At 57.2% G+C, this 16,727-nt stretch carries 16 protein-coding genes; 10 read left to right on the top strand and 6 right to left on the bottom strand.

Translation table 11 applies throughout. The features are described 5' to 3' along the window. The first annotated feature begins 9 nt into the window (after nt 1-9). From KA369_15980 to KA369_15970, 3 genes are all read left to right on the top strand, one after another. Nucleotides 10-855 (top strand): TPM domain-containing protein, encoded by an 846-nt coding sequence (locus KA369_15980; GenBank protein ID MBP7737481.1) that lies wholly within the window; start codon nt 10-12, stop codon nt 853-855. Nucleotides 856-865: 10 nt separating this feature from the next. Next, nucleotides 866-1,651 carry a TPM domain-containing protein gene (locus KA369_15975; GenBank protein ID MBP7737480.1) on the top strand — a complete coding sequence of 262 codons (786 nt, stop codon included), beginning with the start codon at nt 866-868 and terminating at the stop codon, nt 1,649-1,651. Nucleotides 1,652-1,712: 61 nt separating this feature from the next. Then, nucleotides 1,713-2,366 carry a TPM domain-containing protein gene (locus tag KA369_15970; GenBank protein MBP7737479.1) on the top strand — a complete coding sequence of 218 codons (654 nt, stop codon included), beginning with the start codon at nt 1,713-1,715 and terminating at the stop codon, nt 2,364-2,366. A gap of 17 nt (nt 2,367-2,383) precedes the next feature. Here the strand turns inward: KA369_15970 and KA369_15965 are convergent, their stop codons facing one another. Both KA369_15965 and KA369_15960 read right to left on the bottom strand, forming a co-directional pair. Next, complete coding sequence (locus tag KA369_15965; protein MBP7737478.1) at nt 2,384-3,328, bottom strand: PAS domain S-box protein; 945 nt, start codon at nt 3,326-3,328, stop codon at nt 2,384-2,386. A gap of 114 nt (nt 3,329-3,442) precedes the next feature. Beyond that, nucleotides 3,443-4,657, bottom strand: a complete 1,215-nt coding sequence (locus KA369_15960; GenBank protein MBP7737477.1) for a PAS domain S-box protein — start codon at nt 4,655-4,657, stop codon at nt 3,443-3,445. Between the two features lie 184 nt (nt 4,658-4,841). On the opposite strand from KA369_15960, the gene KA369_15955 reads away from it, so the two are divergent. The 5 genes from KA369_15955 to KA369_15935 all read left to right on the top strand — a co-directional run bounded on the left by KA369_15955 (nt 4,842) and on the right by KA369_15935 (nt 11,926). Then, a complete protein-coding gene (locus KA369_15955; protein ID MBP7737476.1) occupies nt 4,842-5,849 on the top strand; it encodes a polysaccharide deacetylase in 1,008 nt (335 codons plus the stop codon). 81 nt (nt 5,850-5,930) lie between these two features. Beyond that, nucleotides 5,931-8,576, top strand: a complete 2,646-nt coding sequence (locus tag KA369_15950) for a valine--tRNA ligase (protein MBP7737475.1) — start codon at nt 5,931-5,933, stop codon at nt 8,574-8,576. Nucleotides 8,577-9,368: 792 nt separating this feature from the next. Next, the gene (locus KA369_15945; GenBank protein MBP7737474.1) at nt 9,369-10,523 is read left to right on the top strand and encodes a uroporphyrinogen decarboxylase family protein; all 1,155 of its coding nucleotides are present in this window, start codon (nt 9,369-9,371) and stop codon (nt 10,521-10,523) included. 22 nt (nt 10,524-10,545) lie between these two features. Then, the gene (locus tag KA369_15940) at nt 10,546-11,193 is read left to right on the top strand and encodes a cobalamin-dependent protein (GenBank protein ID MBP7737473.1); all 648 of its coding nucleotides are present in this window, start codon (nt 10,546-10,548) and stop codon (nt 11,191-11,193) included. A gap of 43 nt (nt 11,194-11,236) precedes the next feature. After that, nucleotides 11,237-11,926 (top strand): hypothetical protein, encoded by a 690-nt coding sequence (locus KA369_15935; protein ID MBP7737472.1) that lies wholly within the window; start codon nt 11,237-11,239, stop codon nt 11,924-11,926. A 150-nt stretch (nt 11,927-12,076) separates the two neighbouring features. On the opposite strand, the gene KA369_15930 is transcribed toward KA369_15935, so the two are convergent. The 3 genes from KA369_15930 to KA369_15920 are packed head-to-tail and all read right to left on the bottom strand — an operon-like array spanning nt 12,077 to nt 13,886. After that, entirely contained in the window at nt 12,077-12,562 is a 486-nt protein-coding gene (locus KA369_15930) for an acyl-CoA thioesterase (protein ID MBP7737471.1), read from the bottom strand. Nucleotides 12,563-12,574: 12 nt separating this feature from the next. Further along, nucleotides 12,575-13,516, bottom strand: coding sequence for a cation transporter (locus KA369_15925; protein MBP7737470.1), 942 nt, complete (start codon nt 13,514-13,516; stop codon nt 12,575-12,577). Nucleotides 13,517-13,529: 13 nt separating this feature from the next. Further along, a complete protein-coding gene (locus KA369_15920) occupies nt 13,530-13,886 on the bottom strand; it encodes a helix-turn-helix transcriptional regulator (GenBank protein MBP7737469.1) in 357 nt (118 codons plus the stop codon). A gap of 220 nt (nt 13,887-14,106) precedes the next feature. On the opposite strand from KA369_15920, the gene KA369_15915 reads away from it, so the two are divergent. Then, nucleotides 14,107-15,270, top strand: coding sequence for a hypothetical protein (locus KA369_15915; GenBank protein MBP7737468.1), 1,164 nt, complete (start codon nt 14,107-14,109; stop codon nt 15,268-15,270). Between the two features lie 114 nt (nt 15,271-15,384). Further along, entirely contained in the window at nt 15,385-15,729 is a 345-nt protein-coding gene (locus KA369_15910; GenBank protein MBP7737467.1) for a hypothetical protein, read from the top strand. Nucleotides 15,730-15,932: 203 nt separating this feature from the next. Here the strand turns inward: KA369_15910 and KA369_15905 are convergent, their stop codons facing one another. Beyond that, nucleotides 15,933-16,337 (bottom strand): DUF4537 domain-containing protein, encoded by a 405-nt coding sequence (locus KA369_15905; GenBank protein MBP7737466.1) that lies wholly within the window; start codon nt 16,335-16,337, stop codon nt 15,933-15,935. Nucleotides 16,338-16,727: the final 390 nt, after the last annotated feature.

The following is a 16,727-nucleotide window of genomic DNA, read 5'->3' as shown; positions in this document are numbered from 1 at the left end:
GTGCGCGCCATGAGAAAATCGATCGTCCGGCTCCTGGCCCTGGCGTGCCTGGTCGCCCTGCCCCTGGGGGCCCTCGGCCTCGACGTGCCGGTCCTGAAGGCCCGCGTCAACGATTACGCGAACATGCTCTCGCACGCGACGGTGTCGTCCCTGGAGGAAAAGCTCGCCGATTTCGAGCGGAAGGAATCGACCCAGATAGCGGTCCTCACCATTCCTTCGCTCCAGGGAGAGGTCATCGAGGAGTTTTCAATGAAGGTGGCCGAGAAGTGGAAGATCGGCCAGAAGAAGCTCGATAACGGCGTGATACTGCTCATAGCCAAGGAGGACCGGAAGCTCCGCATCGAGGTCGGCTACGGCCTCGAGGGGAAGCTCACCGACCTCCGGGCCGGGAGGATCATCGACAGGATCATAACCCCTTCCTTTAAAGCGGGCGATTACGATAAAGGCGTCACCGACGGCGTCAACGCCATCATGGAGACCGTCAGGGGCGAATACAGCGCGGTGGACGCCCGCGCCGCGGAAAAGGAGGGCTCCGATCCCTCCTCGATGATAACGCCCATGATTTTCGTCCTCTTCTTTATCGGGATCATCGGCAAGATCAAGCGCATACTGGGCGGGATAGCCGGCGCGGTGATCATACCGATCGTGGCCCTCGTCGTGTACGGCCTCAAGCTTTTCATCCTTTTCCTGGTCCCCGGCGGGTTCCTCATAGGGCTCATCATGCCCTCCGTCATGACGCTCATGATGATGATGGGATTCGGCGGAGGCGGAAGGTCCGGCGGGGGATCGGGGGGCGGCGGATTCAGCGGCGGCGGCGGCAGCTTCGGCGGCGGCGGCGCGTCGGGAGGCTGGTAGGGGGATTCTCGTGAAACGATTGGCCACATGGATCATTCTCGCGGCCGGCCTCTTGGCCCTGCCGGTCTTTGCCCTTGACGTGCCTCCCCTGAAAGGGCATGTCAACGATTACGCGGCCCTGTTCTCGCCGAAGATGGCCGGTTTCATAGAAAAGGACCTTGCCGAATTCGAGAAGAAAGAGACAACCCAGATCGTCATCCTCACCATACCGTCCCTCCGGGGAGAGGTGCTGGAGCAGTATTCCCTCAAGGTCGCGGAGAAGTGGAAGATCGGCCGGAAGAAGCTGGATAACGGCGTTATCCTTCTCATCTCGAAGGAGGACCGGAAGCTCCGCATCGAGGTGGGCTACGGCCTCGAGGGAAGGCTCACTGACCTAGTGGCCGGAAGGATCATCGACAACAGCATCAAGCCCTTTTTTAAAAAAGGCGATTATGACAACGGGCTTTTCAACGGCGTTCAGGCCATTAAGCAGGCGGTCTGGGGCGAATACCCGGGCATGAAGCAGGTTCCCGAGAAAAAGCCGAACATATTAATGAATCCCCATTTGATCCCTGTCTATGCCGTGGGAGGGTTTATCCTGTTTCTGCTGATAATGATCCTTATCGCCAGGAAGTTTCCCGGATCAGGTTCCGGCAGCGGTTACGACAGTTCAAGCAGTGACAGTTACAGCTCCGGCGGTTCCGACAGCTACAGCGGTTCGAGCAGCTCGAGCAGCGACAGCGGCGGCTCCGGGAGCGGCGATTACAGCGGCGGCGGCGGGAGCTTCGGGGGAGGCGGCGCCTCCGGCGATTGGTAGAAGAAGCTCACCCGGGGCGCGCAGGCCCGTAACGCCCGGGGACATGTGATAGGAGGATGTGATGAAGAACCTGGTGAACAGATTTCTTACTGAAGAGGACAGGGCGCGGATAACGGCGACGGTGAAAAAGGTCGAAGGGACCACGTCAGGGGAGATCGTGCCGATGGTGGTGTCATCGAGCGGGGCCTATTCCCTGTCCGGCGTTATCGGCGCGATGGCCCTGTCGGTGCCGATTGCCATCGTGGGGACCTACTTCGCCGGGCCGCTGGTCCGCGTGGTCATGGGGGACCTGTGGGTCTTCCTCGGCATCGAGGCGGTACTCTTCCTCGCCGGGTACCTCATGTTCGGCAACGTGGCGTTGCTCAGGAGGCTCTTCATCTCCGAGGATGAGATGCTGGACGAGGTGCGCACGGCAGCCCTGGCGAGCTTCTACGAGAAGGGCCTCCACCGCACGAAGGACGAAACGGGCGTGCTGATATACGTATCCATTTTCGAGAGGAAGGTATGGGTCCTCGGCGACCGCGGCATCCATGCCAAAGTGGGGGACGACGCCTGGAAAGAGATCGTGGCGATGATCGTCGACGGCATCAAGAATGGCAGGCAGGGAGAGGCCATCTGCCGGGCCGTGGAGCGCGCCGGCGAGGTCCTCAGGACCCATTTCCCCGTAAAAAAAGGGGACAGGGACGAGCTCCCGAACCTTATAGAAGGAAAATGAGTCAACGGCGAGATCTGTCACAGCGTGAATGCCACCTCTACGGTCGCACCTTTCCCATTTTTTATGGTCAGGTCTGCGTCGATCTGTTTTGCCAGGGTGGAAACCAGCTTCAATCCCAGGGTGTCGGTGATTTCGGGATCGAATCCGGGAGGGAACCCCGGGCCGTCGTCGGACACGCGCAGGGTTATCCTGCCACCGGTGTTTTCCAGGTCGATCCTGATTGTGCCTTTCACTCCCGGGGGATAGGCGCTTTTTATCGCATTTGAGACGAGCTCGTTCAGAATGATCCCCAGGGGCACGGCGCGCTTGATGTCAAGCTCCATATCGACGGTCCTGGTTTCAAGATGAATACATTGCGGATCTTGGGCATAGGTTTTAAATGTCAGTTCCGCCAGGTCCATTATATACAGACCCAGGTTCACTTCGGCCAGTTTGGATGTCCGGTTGAGCTGTTCATAGATTACCGCCATCGAGTTGATTCGCGACAGGGCGTTGGTGAAGACCTGCCGCGCGCCCTCGTCGGCCAGTTTTTCCATCTCCAGCCCGAGGAGGCTGGAAACGACATTGAGGTTGTTCTTCACCCGGTGATGGAGCTCCTTCAGCAGTATCTCCTTTTCCATGACCGTTTTCTCCAGCGCCTCTTCGGCGTTCCTGTGACTGGTGATGTCCTGGAAAAAACCGATGGACGCCGGACCGTCGGGAAGATTGACCCGGGCTACCGCTCCGGTGATGGGGAACCGGCTCCCGTCCGGCCGGAGTCCCGTTGTTTCGTATTGATTCTCAACGTCCGCGCCTTCCTCGCGTTTTCTGGCCCGGTTGATGAAGACGGGAGCGTCCTGTTCGGCGACCATATCGCCGATGGGCCGCCCGATCAGCTCTTCCGAAGAGCTGTAGCCGAACATGTTTGTGAACATCCGGTTCACGTAGATAAACGTCGTGTTCCGCGAGATGGCAATGGCCATGGGTGCGCTTTCGATGAGGGTGCGGAATCGCTCCTCGCTCTCCCTGAGCCGTATCTCCGCCAGCTTCCGTTCCGTGATATCCTTGAAGAAGTTCAGGGTCGCCGGTGATTTCTCTCACATGAATCCGACCACGTTGATTTCGATCCACCGGTATCCTCCGTCCTTGTTGAGAAGCCTGAACTGGTACACCGGCGGCGATTCACCGCCGGTAAAACGGGCGGCATGGCGGCTCGCCACCAGGGCCCTGTCGTTGGGATGAACGAATTCGATGAAGGGGCGCGATTGCAGCTCTTCCCCGGTAAAGCCGGTCAGGGTGCTCGCCATGGGGTTCGTGAATTTGAGCCTGTTATCCTGGGCCACGACGATGGCCTCGCCGGCGTTATCCACCAGCTGCCGGTAGCGCTCCTCGTTCTCCTTGAGCACATTCTCCAGTTTTTTGCGCGCGGATATGTCGCGGGACACTCCCATGAATCCTATCTGCTCGCCCCTGTCGTCACGGAGGACCTTGAACAATATTTCAACCCATACCGTCGAGCCGTCTTTACGGTACTGCTCGACTTCAACGCGGCAGTCCTGGATATGTCCGTCCGTCATGGCCTGCAGTCCTTTGCCGTATGCCTGGAACAGCTGCGGCAGTGATTCGTGAGGGAATGTGTCAGTGGGCGACTCCTCCATGGCCTCTTCGGGATCGATACCGCGAAGCTTGCGTATGGAAGGGCTGATGTAGGTAAAGCGGAAATCGTTGCCCATTACCCAGACGACATCGTCCATGTTCTCCGCCAGGAGGCGGTAATGGGTTTCGCTCTCCTTGAGTATCCTTTCGCGCTCCATGAGCTCACGCTGAAACAGCATAAGCTCGGCGTTGGCCGCCTCCAGCTGTTCGTTGGTGGCCTGCAGCTCCTCGTAGGCTGCTTCGATCTCCTGTTTGTGCTCCCCGATGTTCCTGTGGGCCTCGTGGAGCTTGAAGGCCATCTTGATGGAAGCGGCAAGCACGGTGATGCCGCTGTTTTTTACGACATAGCCGTAGGATGTTATTTTTTCCGTTTTTTCGACGATTTCCTTTTCCGTGTGGGATGACAGGAAGAGCACCGGCACATCGTAGACCTTCAGGATTTCCCGGGCGGCCTCGGTGCCGTCCATGCCGCCGCCCAGGTCAATATCCATGAGGATGAGGTCTATGGTTTGTTCATGGCTGCGGAACAGGTCGATGGCCTCTTCGCCGCTCAGGACATGAATGACATTGTAACCTTCATGTTCGAGGGTCCTGGCTTGGGATATGCCGGTAATGGCTTCGTCTTCGACAATGAGTATGGTCTGTACTGGGTCCATAGGCTATAGATAGTATCGGAATAAAGCGGTGTTTTATAAAGATATACGATGACAGGATGCAAAGGTCTTCGCCGTAGCGGCCGCATCAAGGTGGCGATGATGGAACGACATGGCAGCGGGGATTTATTATTGACAGATTTGCGACATCCCCCGCTTATTCTCTGGACATTGGAAATTATTGAACATGGGTATCTGCATTAAAAATAGCGGGGCCGTTCCGGCGGCGCTCCTGGCTCTCGCGCTGGTCCTGGGAGGGGCTGTCCCGTCCCGGGCTGCCCTTATCAGGGAATACCGTTTCTTTACCGCGGAGCTGCACACGAAGGAAAAAAGGCTCGCCCTCATAGCCCTGCGCAGGTTCCGGATGAACGGGTCGGAGCATTACCTTGCCGTGGACCCGGAGACGCTGCGGACCGAGATCGTTCCCGTGGGCAAATATCTTATTTTAAAGAAGAGATTGAACGATATCCTGGGGCGGCGGAAGGGGTTTGCCTACTCCAGGGCCATCCGTTTTGCCGGGCAGAACTCATGGCGCCTGCAGAACGCGGGAATCACCCATATCCCGGGAAGCGACAGGGACGTATACTGCACCGTGGACCTCTGCCCCACGGGGCTTCCCCTGGACCGCGCCATGTTTAACAGGCTTGTGAGGGACTACGGCCCTTACCATCGGCCGGTGCCGGTGGCCCTGGCCGTGAGCGGCCTGTGGATTGAGAAACATCCCGGGGACCTGCTATGGCTTTGCGGCCTCGCCCGGCGCAATGACCTAGCCGTGACCTGGGTCAACCATACCTATCATCACCGGTACAAGAAGCGGGCCCCCCTGTGGAAGAATTTTCTCCTCGACGTGGGGAGCAAGCTCGATGAAGAGGTGATGCGGAACGAGATCACGATGCTGGAATCGGGTCTGGTGCCGTCTGTCTTTTTCCGTTTTCCGGGACTGGTTTCCAATAAAGCTCTTTTTAACGGGGTTGCCGGGTACGGCCTCATCCCGCTGGGGAGCGACGCCTGGCTCGGCAAGAAGCAATGGCCCGCCGGCGGCAGCATCATCCTGGTCCACGCCAACGGCCAGGAGCCGGTGGGCATCAAGCGGTTCCTCTGGATCCTCGATTCTAAAAGAAAGGAGATCGCAGCGGGACAGTGGGTTTTCGGCGATCTCCACGACGGCCTCCGTCGGGCCATGAAAATGTATTGACACAGAAATGTATATTATATGCGATAAGCGGGGCGCAAGGCGCCCCGCTTATCGCATATAATAAAAGAAGAGAATTAGCCTATGGAACTCCCATCATCATACGATCCGAAACAGACCGAGGAAAAATGGTACCGCCTCTGGGAAGAGGGAAAATACTTTCACGCCCGGGAAGATGACGGCAAGGAGCCCTACTGCATCGTCATCCCGCCGCCCAACGTCACCGGCACCCTCCATATCGGCCACGCCCTGAACAACACCCTCCAGGACATCCTCACCCGGTGGCAGCGGATGATGGGCAAGTCCGCCCTCTGGATGCCCGGCATGGACCATGCCGGGATCGCCACGCAGAACGTGGTGGAGCGTCTGTTAAAAGAAGAAGGGAAGACCAAGGACGACCTGGGCCGCGAGGCCTTTGAAAAGCGGGTCTGGCAATGGAAGGAGCACTCCGGCGGCCAGATCCAGAACCAGCTGCGTCGCCTCGGCTGCTCCTGCGACTGGGAGCGCGAGCGCTTCACCCTGGACAAGGGCCTTTCCCGGGCGGTGCACACGGTCTTCGCCACGCTGTACAAAGAAGGCCTCGTCTACCAGGGCTACCGCATCATCAACTGGTGCCCCCGGTGCGAGACCGCCCTGTCCGACATCGAGACCGAGTACCAGGAGCTGGAGGGACACCTCTGGCACATCAAGTACCCGATGGCCGACTCCAATGACTTCATCGTGGTGGCCACTACCCGGCCCGAGACCATGCTGGGCGACACCGGCGTGGCGGTGAACCCGGACGACGAGCGCTACAAGGACATGGTAGGGAAGATGGTGGTGCTTCCCCTCATGGACCGCCGGATACCCATTTTCGCGGACCACTTCGTGGACAAGGAGTTCGGCACCGGCCTGGTGAAGGTGACCCCGGCCCACGACCCCAATGACTTCGACATGGGCAAGCGCCACGGCCTGGAGGAGATCAACATCCTCGACAAGAACGGATTCATCAACGAGAACGGCGGCCCCTACAGGGGACTGTCGCGCTTCGACGCGCGCAAGAAAGTGGTGGAGGACCTGGAGAAGCAGGGCCTCCTCGTCAAGATAGAGAAGCACATGCACGCCGTGGGGCACTGCTACCGGTGCCGCACCATCATCGAGCCGTACCTGTCCAAGCAGTGGTTCGTGAAGATCAAGCCCCTGGCGGACGCCGGCATCCAGGCCGTGGAGGACGGCCGCATCCGCTTCGTGCCGAAGAACTGGGAAAAGACCTATTTCGAGTGGATGCGCAACATCAGGGACTGGTGCATCTCGCGTCAGCTCTGGTGGGGCCACCGGATACCGGCCTTCTACTGCGACGACTGCGGCCACATCACCGTGCAGGTGGACGACCCGACGGAGTGCGAGAAGTGCAAGTCGAAGAAGATCAGGCAGGACGAGGATGTCCTGGACACCTGGTTCTCCTCCGGCCTCTGGCCCTTTTCAACGCTGGGCTGGCCCGACAAGACCCCGGCCCTCGAGAAGTACTATCCCACGAGCGTCCTCGTCACCGCCTTTGACATCATCTTCTTCTGGGTGGCGCGGATGATCATGATGGGCCTGAAGTTCATGGGAGACGTTCCCTTCCGCGACGTCTACATACACGCCCTGATACGGGACGAGCACGGCGCCAAGATGAGCAAGTCCCGGGGCAACGTCATCGACCCGATCGTGATGATGGACCAGTACGGGACCGACGCCCTCCGCTTCACCCTGGCGATGCTGGCGGCCCAGGGCCGCGACATCATCCTCTCGGAAAAGCGGATCGAGGGATACCGCACCTTCTGCAACAAGATCTGGAACGCCACGCGCTTCATCATGATGAACCTGGGGGGCGATTTCAAGGAGCGGGACCTGGTCACCGACGAGCTCGAGGTCTTCGACCGGTGGATCCTGCACCGGCTGAACGAGGCGATCCGCGAGGTCCAGCGCGGCTTCGAGGAGTACAAGTTCAACGACGCGGCCCACGGGGTCTACGCCTTCTGGTGGCACGAGGTCTGCGACTGGTATATCGAGCTCACCAAGCAGCGCCTCTATGACAAGGAGGGAGGGTCGGCGAAAAGCTCCGACACGGCCCGGCAGGTGCTCTTTTACGTGCTGAAGAGATCGATGCAGCTCATGCATCCCTTCATGCCCTTTATCACGGAGGAGATCTGGGACAAGATCAAGGGGCCGAAGGACGGCCTCATCCTGGTGTCGCAGTGGCCCGCGCCGCGTCCCGAGTTCGATTTCACCTCCGAATCGGAGGAGACCCGTATCTTCCAGGAGATCGTCTACTGGATCAGGAACATCCGGGGCGAAATGAACGTGCCCCCCGACAAGAAGGCCCCGGTGGTGTTCAAGACCGCCAGCGAATCGGCAGCCGCGATCATAAAGAGGGAAGGGATGCACATCAAGGCCCTGGCCAAGGTTGACGCCATCGCGATGGACCCGGCCTACGCACCCTCCGGCACCGACGCCTCCGCCGTCATGAACGACATCGAGATATTCATCCCCCTGAAGGGGCTCATCGATTTCGAGAAGGAGCGCGCCCGCATCGACAAGGAGATCGCCCGGGCCCGGACCGAGCTGGACAAGATCGAGAAGAAGCTGGCCAACGAGAACTTCACCGGCAAGGCGCCGGCGGAGGTCATCGAGAACGAGAAGTCGAAGCGCGCCGGCTTCGCCGAGATACTCGGGAAGTTAGAGGCGAGCCGGGCGAAACTGGGCTAGTAATTTTCAACGCGGTCGATTCATCAGCGAGCAGGCGACACGGAGGTCGCCGATTCCGCCGTGGTTCAACAGGCTCACCAACCGTCTAAACTTAATGTGTCAATAACGCCTCGGTTGCCGAGCGTAGTCGAGGCACGAGGCGGACGAGCAATGAATCGCCTCGCATCAAGAAATCAGCGTATCATTTCCTGCAGCCTTCGCCTTCCTGGCCCCAACCCATCACCCCCCCCGTACCCCGACGGGGGCGCGTATAAAATTACAGATAGTTTTCATCATGCGTCATCGCCGTTCATTCATCCTGGCCGACCGGGAATGGCGGAAATTATGGATGACGCACTTGCTTCATGGCGGATATTTCAGAATGAAGAAAGGGCCATGATGCTCAGTTTTACTCAATAATACTTAAAATTTTTTTGTAAATATTGCTGACTGCTGTTGTACTAATCCGCGGGTAGGCATTCTTTTCGACTTTTCAGGAATTCTACTCAATTTTCACAGTGCGCACGAAATTTTAAGCCTCTGTCCGGCGCTTTTTCTGACGGAAGGGGCTTAATTTGAGAGGGGGCAAATTCGGATAAAACTCATCGTGTCCCGCGGACCTATTCTTATGAGAATGCAATTTCCTAAAAAGTAAAAGTAAGATAAAGGCTCTGGGCCATTTCATCGGGGCTATCATCATGACGCCCTTTGTTTATCAATTATTTGAATAACTGTTATTTATAAATTTTTATTGACGTAATATGCCGTTCCAAACACCGTTATTATAAATCATCCGTATGGGAATGTGCCGCGATGAATGCTGGAAGGGTCTTGTCGTCATTGAGAGAGGGAATCGTTCCTCCCCCTGGTGAAGTGCCTGAACCGGTGTTGAAGGCCGTCGCGCGGGCCGTCAGCCTCCGGGGAAGAATCTCATCCCTCACCACGGTTGAACGAACCTTCGCCGCGTTGTACCATGAAAAGACCGATAGGGTCCCGGTGACGCCTCTCGTATGTTCGGCGGCCCGCGCCATTAAGGGCATCACCTTTCCTGACCTTTCCCTCAACGGGGAAGCGGCGGCCGATGTGTTCTATTCCGGCTTCGAGTTCATCGGGGGCGATCTGATCGTTCTCATGCTCGATCTTTCGGTCGAGGCGGCCGATTTCGGGCAGGCGATGATTTATCCTGACGATTCAACCGCGCGGCCCGATTACAGGAAACCCCTCATAAAAACCCCGGACGATTATGGAAAATTAAAACCGCTGGGAGACGGTGACTGGCGGCGCATGGGGGAGTTCCTGAAATTGTGCCATATCATGGTGCGGCGTGTCGGTATGCGGGGCCTCGTGGGAGGGTTCGTGTTCGGTCCCGCGGGGGTGCTCAGCATGCTCAGGGGCGCGGAACAGTTCTTCCGGGATTGCGTGCGGTATCCCGACAAAGTGCAGAAGGCCTGCGAAGCGGTGACCGAAACCCTGGTGCGGTACGCCGAGGCACAGTGCGACGCGGGGATACCGGCGGTGGCTATAGACACGCTCTATGCCGGTGAAAACGGACTGCCGCGGGAAATCTGGGAGCGCATCGAAGGCCCGTGTGCCCGGGAGATAAGCAGGGCAATCAGGCGGAAGAAGTGCTTTGTCGGCGTACACAACTGCGGTCACGGCCCCTATGCGGATCTTATGCTGAAATGGATGGAGCCGCACGTGATGAGCATCGCCCATCTACCCCATGACTGCGCCACGGACGCTGATTTGAAACGACGCTATGGCGATCGGACCACGATCATCGGGTATATTCCCACGCAGCTTCTGATACACGGCACGCCGGAACAGGTAATGGATGCGTGTAAAAGACAGATTGACGTATTGGGGAAGGATGGAGGCTATATCCTCGCTCCGGGATGCGAATATCCCCCCAATATTCCCCTCACGAACGCGTTCGCTATGATGGAAGCGGCCCGCCGTTTCGGCTGATACTACTCCAGGAAAACCGGCAATGAAAAAAGATACCGCATCTGTTATGACAGGCATTGACGAGGCGCTCCTTGCCCATGACGCGCCGGCGATTCGCGGCGTGATCCTTCTGGCTAAACGTCAGGGCATCCCGGCAGAGAAAGCCCGGGACGCGCTCATATGCGCGATGGATTCCGCGAGATGCGGCCTGTCCGGGAAAAGGATTTCCCTGCCGGAATTTTTGCTTGTCATCGATACGTTCCGGGCGGGAGCGAAACAGCTGCGGATATCGTATCCCGGGATGCGGAGCCCGAAAGGGACCACGAAAATCGCCATCGGCGTGGTGGAAGGGGACGTCCATGATATGGGAAAGAATATCGTCGCCGCGGTGTTGGAGGCCCGAGGGTACCCGGTGATAGACATGGGCAGGGAAGTCGGTTTGCGAGCGATCCAGGCCGTCATTCAGAGAGATAAACCGGCCGTTATCGCCCTCTCTTCCATGATGTCCACCTGTCTCGACACTATGAAGGATATAATACGTGGGGTGAAGTCCGCGCATCCCCGGGTGATGATAATCGTCGGCGGGGCCGCTCTTGACGGGGATATGGCGCTTGTCATGGGGGCAGATGGTTACGCCGACAGCGCGATCACCGCTCCGGACGAAATCAGGCGCCTGCTCGGTGCACAATGATAAGGGCTTTTCAATTCCGCGCTGATCCGCTAAGAAAACCGCGATGGATAAGACTTTCGAATTCATCTTTACGATAACCGACGATCTCCTGGGCAGGATCGCGTTGCGGATGGGATACCCCTCCGGCAGCAGAATCGATGACGCCGCCGAAGAGCGCATCGTGCGCGCCTGCGACGGACTTCGAGAAATAATCGATCCCCGGGTACGGTGCGAATACGATCCCGTTGCCGCGGTGGATCATCAGGCGATTCGCGGCGAACATGTCACGATATCCAGCGCGAAGCTGGCGGGCATGGCCCGCGGCACCGGTCCAGATGTTCTCATCTGCTTTGCCATGACCCTCGGCGGCGCGGTCGACCGGGAGATCGAAAGGCGGCTGCGCGTATCCCTCAATGATGCCTTCATCGCCGATGCCGCCGCCTCGGCGCTTTTGGAACGCTTCGCCGGGGATTTCGAACGGTTCCTGCGCGACGAGGCACGGGAAGGGGGCTGCGTCCTGTCGGCGCGCTTCAGCCCCGGGTACTGCGACTGGGATCTTGCGGAAGGGCAGGAGGAGCTGTTCGCGTTTCTCGATCCCGGATCGATCGGCATCGTCAAGAACCATGCCTCGGCTATGATGCCGGAGAAATCCATCACCGGGTTGATGCTCAGAGCCCGCAGGTTGAAACACCTCACACCATGCCCTCAGTGCCCTGAAACGGGGTGCCAGTACAGGCGGATGATCCTGCCGTAAAACGATCCCTGACCGCGATTGCCTCCGGGGCGCCCCCGTGGTTGCGTGCAAAGGAGCCGTCGATGAATCCACACAGGCGGGCATATCGTTCCCTATCGAGCATGATCGTAAGCATCCTTCTGCTGAGAATGCAATTTCCTAAAAAGTGAGTTACTTCCCACAGCCCTCGCCCTTCTCCGCGATGCGCTCGGCGAGCCTTCGCTTCCTCCTCTCCTGGGCCTCGCAGTTGCGCCGCACCTCGTCGGGCGTTGTGAACTCGATAGGCGGCACCCCGGCCGGCTTCAGCTTATCATCGAGGGCCACGAAGGTGAGATAGGCCGACGCCGTATGGCGCACCGCGCCGGTGATGAAGTTCTCGGCCTCCACCCGCACGCCGATCTCCATGGACGTCTTTCCCACGAAATTGATGGCCGCCGTCAGGCGCAGCAGGTCTCCCACGAATACCGGGCTGTGGAAATCGAGGCGGTCGATGGAGGCCGTGACCACGTTCCTGCCGGTGTGGCGGGCGCCCACGATCCCGGCGGTGTTGTCGATGAGCTTCATGATGGAGCCGCCGTGGACGTTGCCGGCGAGGTTCGCTTCCTGGTGGGTCATGTGCTGCACTATGGTTATGCTCGAATCGCTGACTTTTTTCATTGGTATCCTCCCTTAACGGCAGCACGTGCCAGAATTTGAACACAGCTTCGTGTTCTCGACCTGGAGGGTCGTGTGCCGTATCCCGTATTTGTTCTCCAGCATGGTGTTGACGCTCTGTATGATGACGTCGGTATCGCCCCCGCCGCCACTGTCCGAAACGCAGATATGGCATGACAGGAACACTTCCGTCGAGTTTATGGACCAGATATGAAGGCCGTGGACGCTCCCCACGGCGGCAATGGCCTGGATGGCGCGGTACACCTCGTCCGCGTCTATATGAGCCGGCGTTCCCTGCAGGAAGATCCTCATCGAGTCCCGGATGATGGAAAAGGAGCTTCCGGCGATCATGAACACGATCACCAGGCTGATGACGAGGTCCGCCAGGACCAGGCCGGTGAAGTATAGTATGACGGCCGCGCCGATGACCGCCACGGACGAGACGGTGTCGTAGAGGAGGTGCAGGAAGGCCGCCTTCATGTTCAGGGTCCGGTGCCGGTCCCGCATCAGCAGGAGCATGGAAAAGAGATTGCCCGCCAGGCCGATGAACGCCACCGGGACCATGACTTTCAGGTCGATGGGGACCGGGTTGATGTAGCGCGCCACGGCCTCGTACACGATGTAAAGGCCTATGCCGAGGAGCGACAGGGCGTTCACCAGGGCCACGGCCACTTCGAAGCGCTTCAGGCCGAAAGAGAATTTCTTGTCCGGGCCCTTCTCCGACACCCTTTCGCCGGCGTAGCCCATGATGAGGGAAAGGACGTCGGAGAGGTTGTGGCCGGCGTCGGATATCAGGGCAAGGCTGCCGGAGAGGAGCCCGCCGACGTACTCGGCGGCCGTGATGATCATGTTGAAGATGATCACCAGGACGAGCCTGCCTCCCCGCGCCCCATGGCCGTGATCGTGGCCTTCATGGTGATGGCCGGCATGATGATGTTCAGCGCTCTGTTCTTTCATTTATTTCTGCCCGTCATTCGCTTATATGCTCGAAGCCCTGGTTGAAGATCTGCTTCACGTGGTCGTCGTCCAGGGAATAGCAGATCGACCTGCCGTCGCGCCGGTACCGGACCAGGCGCGCCTGCTTGAGGATCCGCAGCTGGTGGGATATGGCCGACTGGTTCATCTCCAGGATCGAGGTGATGTCGTGCACGCACAGGTCGGACCGGGACAGGAGGTACAGGATCTTGATCCTGGTGACATCGCCGAAGACCTTGAAGAACTCTGATAGCGTGGCAAGCGTCGCCTCGCCGGGGAGCGCGGTCTTGAGCTTTTTTTCATCGCTCGATTTCAGTCCCTGCCGCGCGGCGCTCTGTCCAGCCCTGTTCATGGGTTTACCCTTAATTATATAATATATGAACATATAATCATATATACATATATAGTCAAGTAAAAATGAGGAAAAGCATCAGAAAAAGAATCATTGGAAGCTCTTTACGGATCCGTTTTTTATGAGTGAATTTCAACTTGACAGATAACATCACCACCAAAATCATAATAGGATCCATCTAAAAATCAATGATCGCTCTGTTTGGAAAAGGGGGTATGCGTTGTTCAATAATTTCCCGCACAGTTTGAAAATCAAGACCGTTTTTCCTTTCCTGTTCGCCGTTCTGTTGGGCATTCCATCAATCACTTCCTGCGATAAAAAGGAAAACAACGACAAGGCGGGGACGGGTCTCCTTGCCCTGGCGCTTAACAACGCAGGCGTGTATGCGGCAGGTTTCAGCACGAACAGCTCCGGGGTCATGGCGGCAGGGTATTGGAAGAACGGGGTTTGGAATGAATTGACGCCCCTTGATGCGACGAAACACTCAGCCCTGAACTCGATAGTAGTGACGCAGGATACGGTTTATGCAGGCGGATACTCAAGATATGGCAGTGACGTGTGGGTATCCGGGTACTGGAAAAACGGTGATTGGAACTGGCTCATGCCTCTTGACACGGCCCACGGTTCTCAAGTCATTACGATGGTTATTTTAAATGGGGACATGTACGCTGGAGGCGAAAGCACCAATATGTTCGATATTACAAATGCCGGGTATTGGAAAAATAACGACTGGATCGGGCTTCCTGCGATTGCAAGCAATACAAATTTTTCCTCGGTTTCTGCCATGGTGGTATCAGGGGATGATGTCTATGCTGCAGGAAGGAGTGTTTACGTGACTCCACCGCCTCCTGCATTGCCAGCCGCCTACCTGGGGATACCCTGCATCTGGAAAAACGGGACCCTGATTACTTTACCCGCACTGAAGCCGACAGATGCCGGGGAAGTTCGTTCTCTGGCGATATCCGGGAAAAATATCCATGCCTGTGGAATGAGCACCGAAGCACAATGGACTCCCGTGTACTGGCTTAATGGCTTTGTGACCGCCCTTCCGGTCCTTGATGCCGCATTGGGCGGCATGGCCTTGACCATTGCCCTGTCCGGAAACGATGTGTATATCGGCGGAAAATGCAACACCGCCGCCTCCTCGGCTCTTCCCGGGTACTGGGAGAACGGGGCATGGAACCCGCTGCCGCCGCTTGATGCGACCCGGGAATCGCGGGTCCTGTCAATTGTGGTGGAAGGGAACACGGTGTATGCCGGCGGTTATTGTGAGAACAGCTCGGGAGTCAAGATTGCCGGATACTGGATAAACGGGACATGGACCCCGCTGCCTTCCCTCGATAATAACCGGAACTCGCAGGTGAATAGCCTTGTCGTGAAATGACTGGGCCGGGGATACAAGGCTCTGTAGAAATAATCTCTGAGTTTCATACTCGATAAATTATAAGATACGGGCAGGCTTGAGGAACTCCAAAATCATTAACAAGGAGTGATAGTTATGGAAAATCATTCAACAATTTACATCTCATGCCCCCAGTGCGGGAAATCAGGCCTCCTTGTCGAGAGGCAGGGCAAGTATTTTTGCGCCAATTGTATGTTCGATTATCTAACACTGAAGGACGATCGGGGCAGGCTGGATGATGTATTGATCGAAACCATGAAGCAGAAAGGCTTCGGACCGATATTCGCCTCCGCGCTCCACCAGCGGGTGACCCTGGCGACGCCGGTCGACGCCAACAACCATATCCAGGAGCTGGCGCAAAAAAACAACATCGATCTCTACCAGGGCCACGGGCTTTTCGTGAAAGTGATCGAATGGCTCCTCAAGCTCTTCAAGCGGTAGAGATACCACCGGGCTGAAATCCTCAATAATTGATCGCAGCGCGCCCTGAACATCGTGCGTCAGAATCAGCTTATCTTAACGTATTTGTATCACTACCGCGCCGGCCGGGAGCAGGGGGTGTGATCAGAACGTCAGTATAAAAAGGTACGATAAAGCAGCGGCGGGAACGCCGGTGGCGCCACGCGCTCCCGCCGGCGTGATGATTACTTGATTATCTTTCCGAAAGGAGCGAAGGAGGGAGAGCTGCCGTCGTCCCATTTGACAATGGCGCCGTTCGGCTTAACCTCTACCACGGTGCCGCTGTAGAATTTGGCCCCGGCCCAGACCGCAAGCACCTTGTCGCCCTTGGCGAGCTTGGGCTTCGCCGGGATTTCCTTTATCTGGTCCGCGGTGACGGTTCCCTTCGTTCCGTCTGCATAGTCGACATCGTACTTGTCCCCGTTGACGGCTTTGATCTTCGCCAGGTAATAGTTGTCATCGGTCCATTTCGCCGCCACGGTCATTCCCTTGGCGAACTTTGACGCAGCTTCGCAATTATGCGCGGCCATTGCAGATACGAGAAACATGATAGCTGAAACGGCCGCCAGTGACACCTTGATTTTTTTCATTAGACTCTCCTTGTATTAATATTTTTTATATGCAGGGTCATTGTCCATTGACTCTGAATCAGTTTCTTGAATTGATGTGTTTCCATTGAAGAGAGACTCAGTATATCCGAAAGAAGTAAAAAAGCGAGAATGCATTTCACCGGTGCCTTTATGGTTGATCGTGAGAAAGGATTTTATCGTCAATAATAACTTTGTCAAGCCATAATTGAATAAAGTGTCGTCCATAAGCGGCCTTGTGATTGCTGTTATCTCCGGGCGATAAAGTTATTACAAAATTACTGGTAGACTTCTCAGAAATACAGTTAATCGCTATCTTGCTTGTCATCGCGAGTGAAGCGAAGCGCCCCTCGACTGGGCTCGGGGACCATCCGGTCAACGACGGTTGCCGAG

It is taken from the genome of Spirochaetota bacterium (genome assembly GCA_017999915.1).
Taxonomy (GTDB): Bacteria; Spirochaetota; UBA4802; order UBA4802; family UBA5550; genus RBG-16-49-21.
Note: the sequence above shows the minus strand (reverse complement) of the source record. Positions and strands in the feature narration are given on the sequence as shown.

What these genes read in the sequence shown, in the direction of transcription:
- KA369_15960 (MBP7737477.1), bottom strand. Translation starts at nt 4,657, where the DNA reads ATGGACCCAGTACAGACCATACTCATTGTCGAAGACGAAGCCATTACC.
- KA369_15910 (MBP7737467.1), top strand. Translation starts at nt 15,385, where the DNA reads ATGGAAAATCATTCAACAATTTACATCTCATGCCCCCAGTGCGGGAAA.
- KA369_15950 (MBP7737475.1), top strand. Translation starts at nt 5,931, where the DNA reads ATGGAACTCCCATCATCATACGATCCGAAACAGACCGAGGAAAAATGG.
- KA369_15925 (MBP7737470.1), bottom strand. Translation starts at nt 13,516, where the DNA reads ATGAAAGAACAGAGCGCTGAACATCATCATGCCGGCCATCACCATGAA.
- KA369_15965 (MBP7737478.1), bottom strand. Translation starts at nt 3,328, where the DNA reads ATGGCCATTGCCATCTCGCGGAACACGACGTTTATCTACGTGAACCGG.
- KA369_15980 (MBP7737481.1), top strand. Translation starts at nt 10, where the DNA reads ATGAGAAAATCGATCGTCCGGCTCCTGGCCCTGGCGTGCCTGGTCGCC.
- KA369_15935 (MBP7737472.1), top strand. Translation starts at nt 11,237, where the DNA reads ATGGATAAGACTTTCGAATTCATCTTTACGATAACCGACGATCTCCTG.
- KA369_15920 (MBP7737469.1), bottom strand. Translation starts at nt 13,886, where the DNA reads ATGAACAGGGCTGGACAGAGCGCCGCGCGGCAGGGACTGAAATCGAGC.
- KA369_15955 (MBP7737476.1), top strand. Translation starts at nt 4,842, where the DNA reads ATGGGTATCTGCATTAAAAATAGCGGGGCCGTTCCGGCGGCGCTCCTG.
- KA369_15930 (MBP7737471.1), bottom strand. Translation starts at nt 12,562, where the DNA reads ATGAAAAAAGTCAGCGATTCGAGCATAACCATAGTGCAGCACATGACC.
- KA369_15970 (MBP7737479.1), top strand. Translation starts at nt 1,713, where the DNA reads ATGAAGAACCTGGTGAACAGATTTCTTACTGAAGAGGACAGGGCGCGG.
- KA369_15945 (MBP7737474.1), top strand. Translation starts at nt 9,369, where the DNA reads ATGAATGCTGGAAGGGTCTTGTCGTCATTGAGAGAGGGAATCGTTCCT.
- KA369_15905 (MBP7737466.1), bottom strand. Translation starts at nt 16,337, where the DNA reads ATGAAAAAAATCAAGGTGTCACTGGCGGCCGTTTCAGCTATCATGTTT.
- KA369_15940 (MBP7737473.1), top strand. Translation starts at nt 10,546, where the DNA reads ATGAAAAAAGATACCGCATCTGTTATGACAGGCATTGACGAGGCGCTC.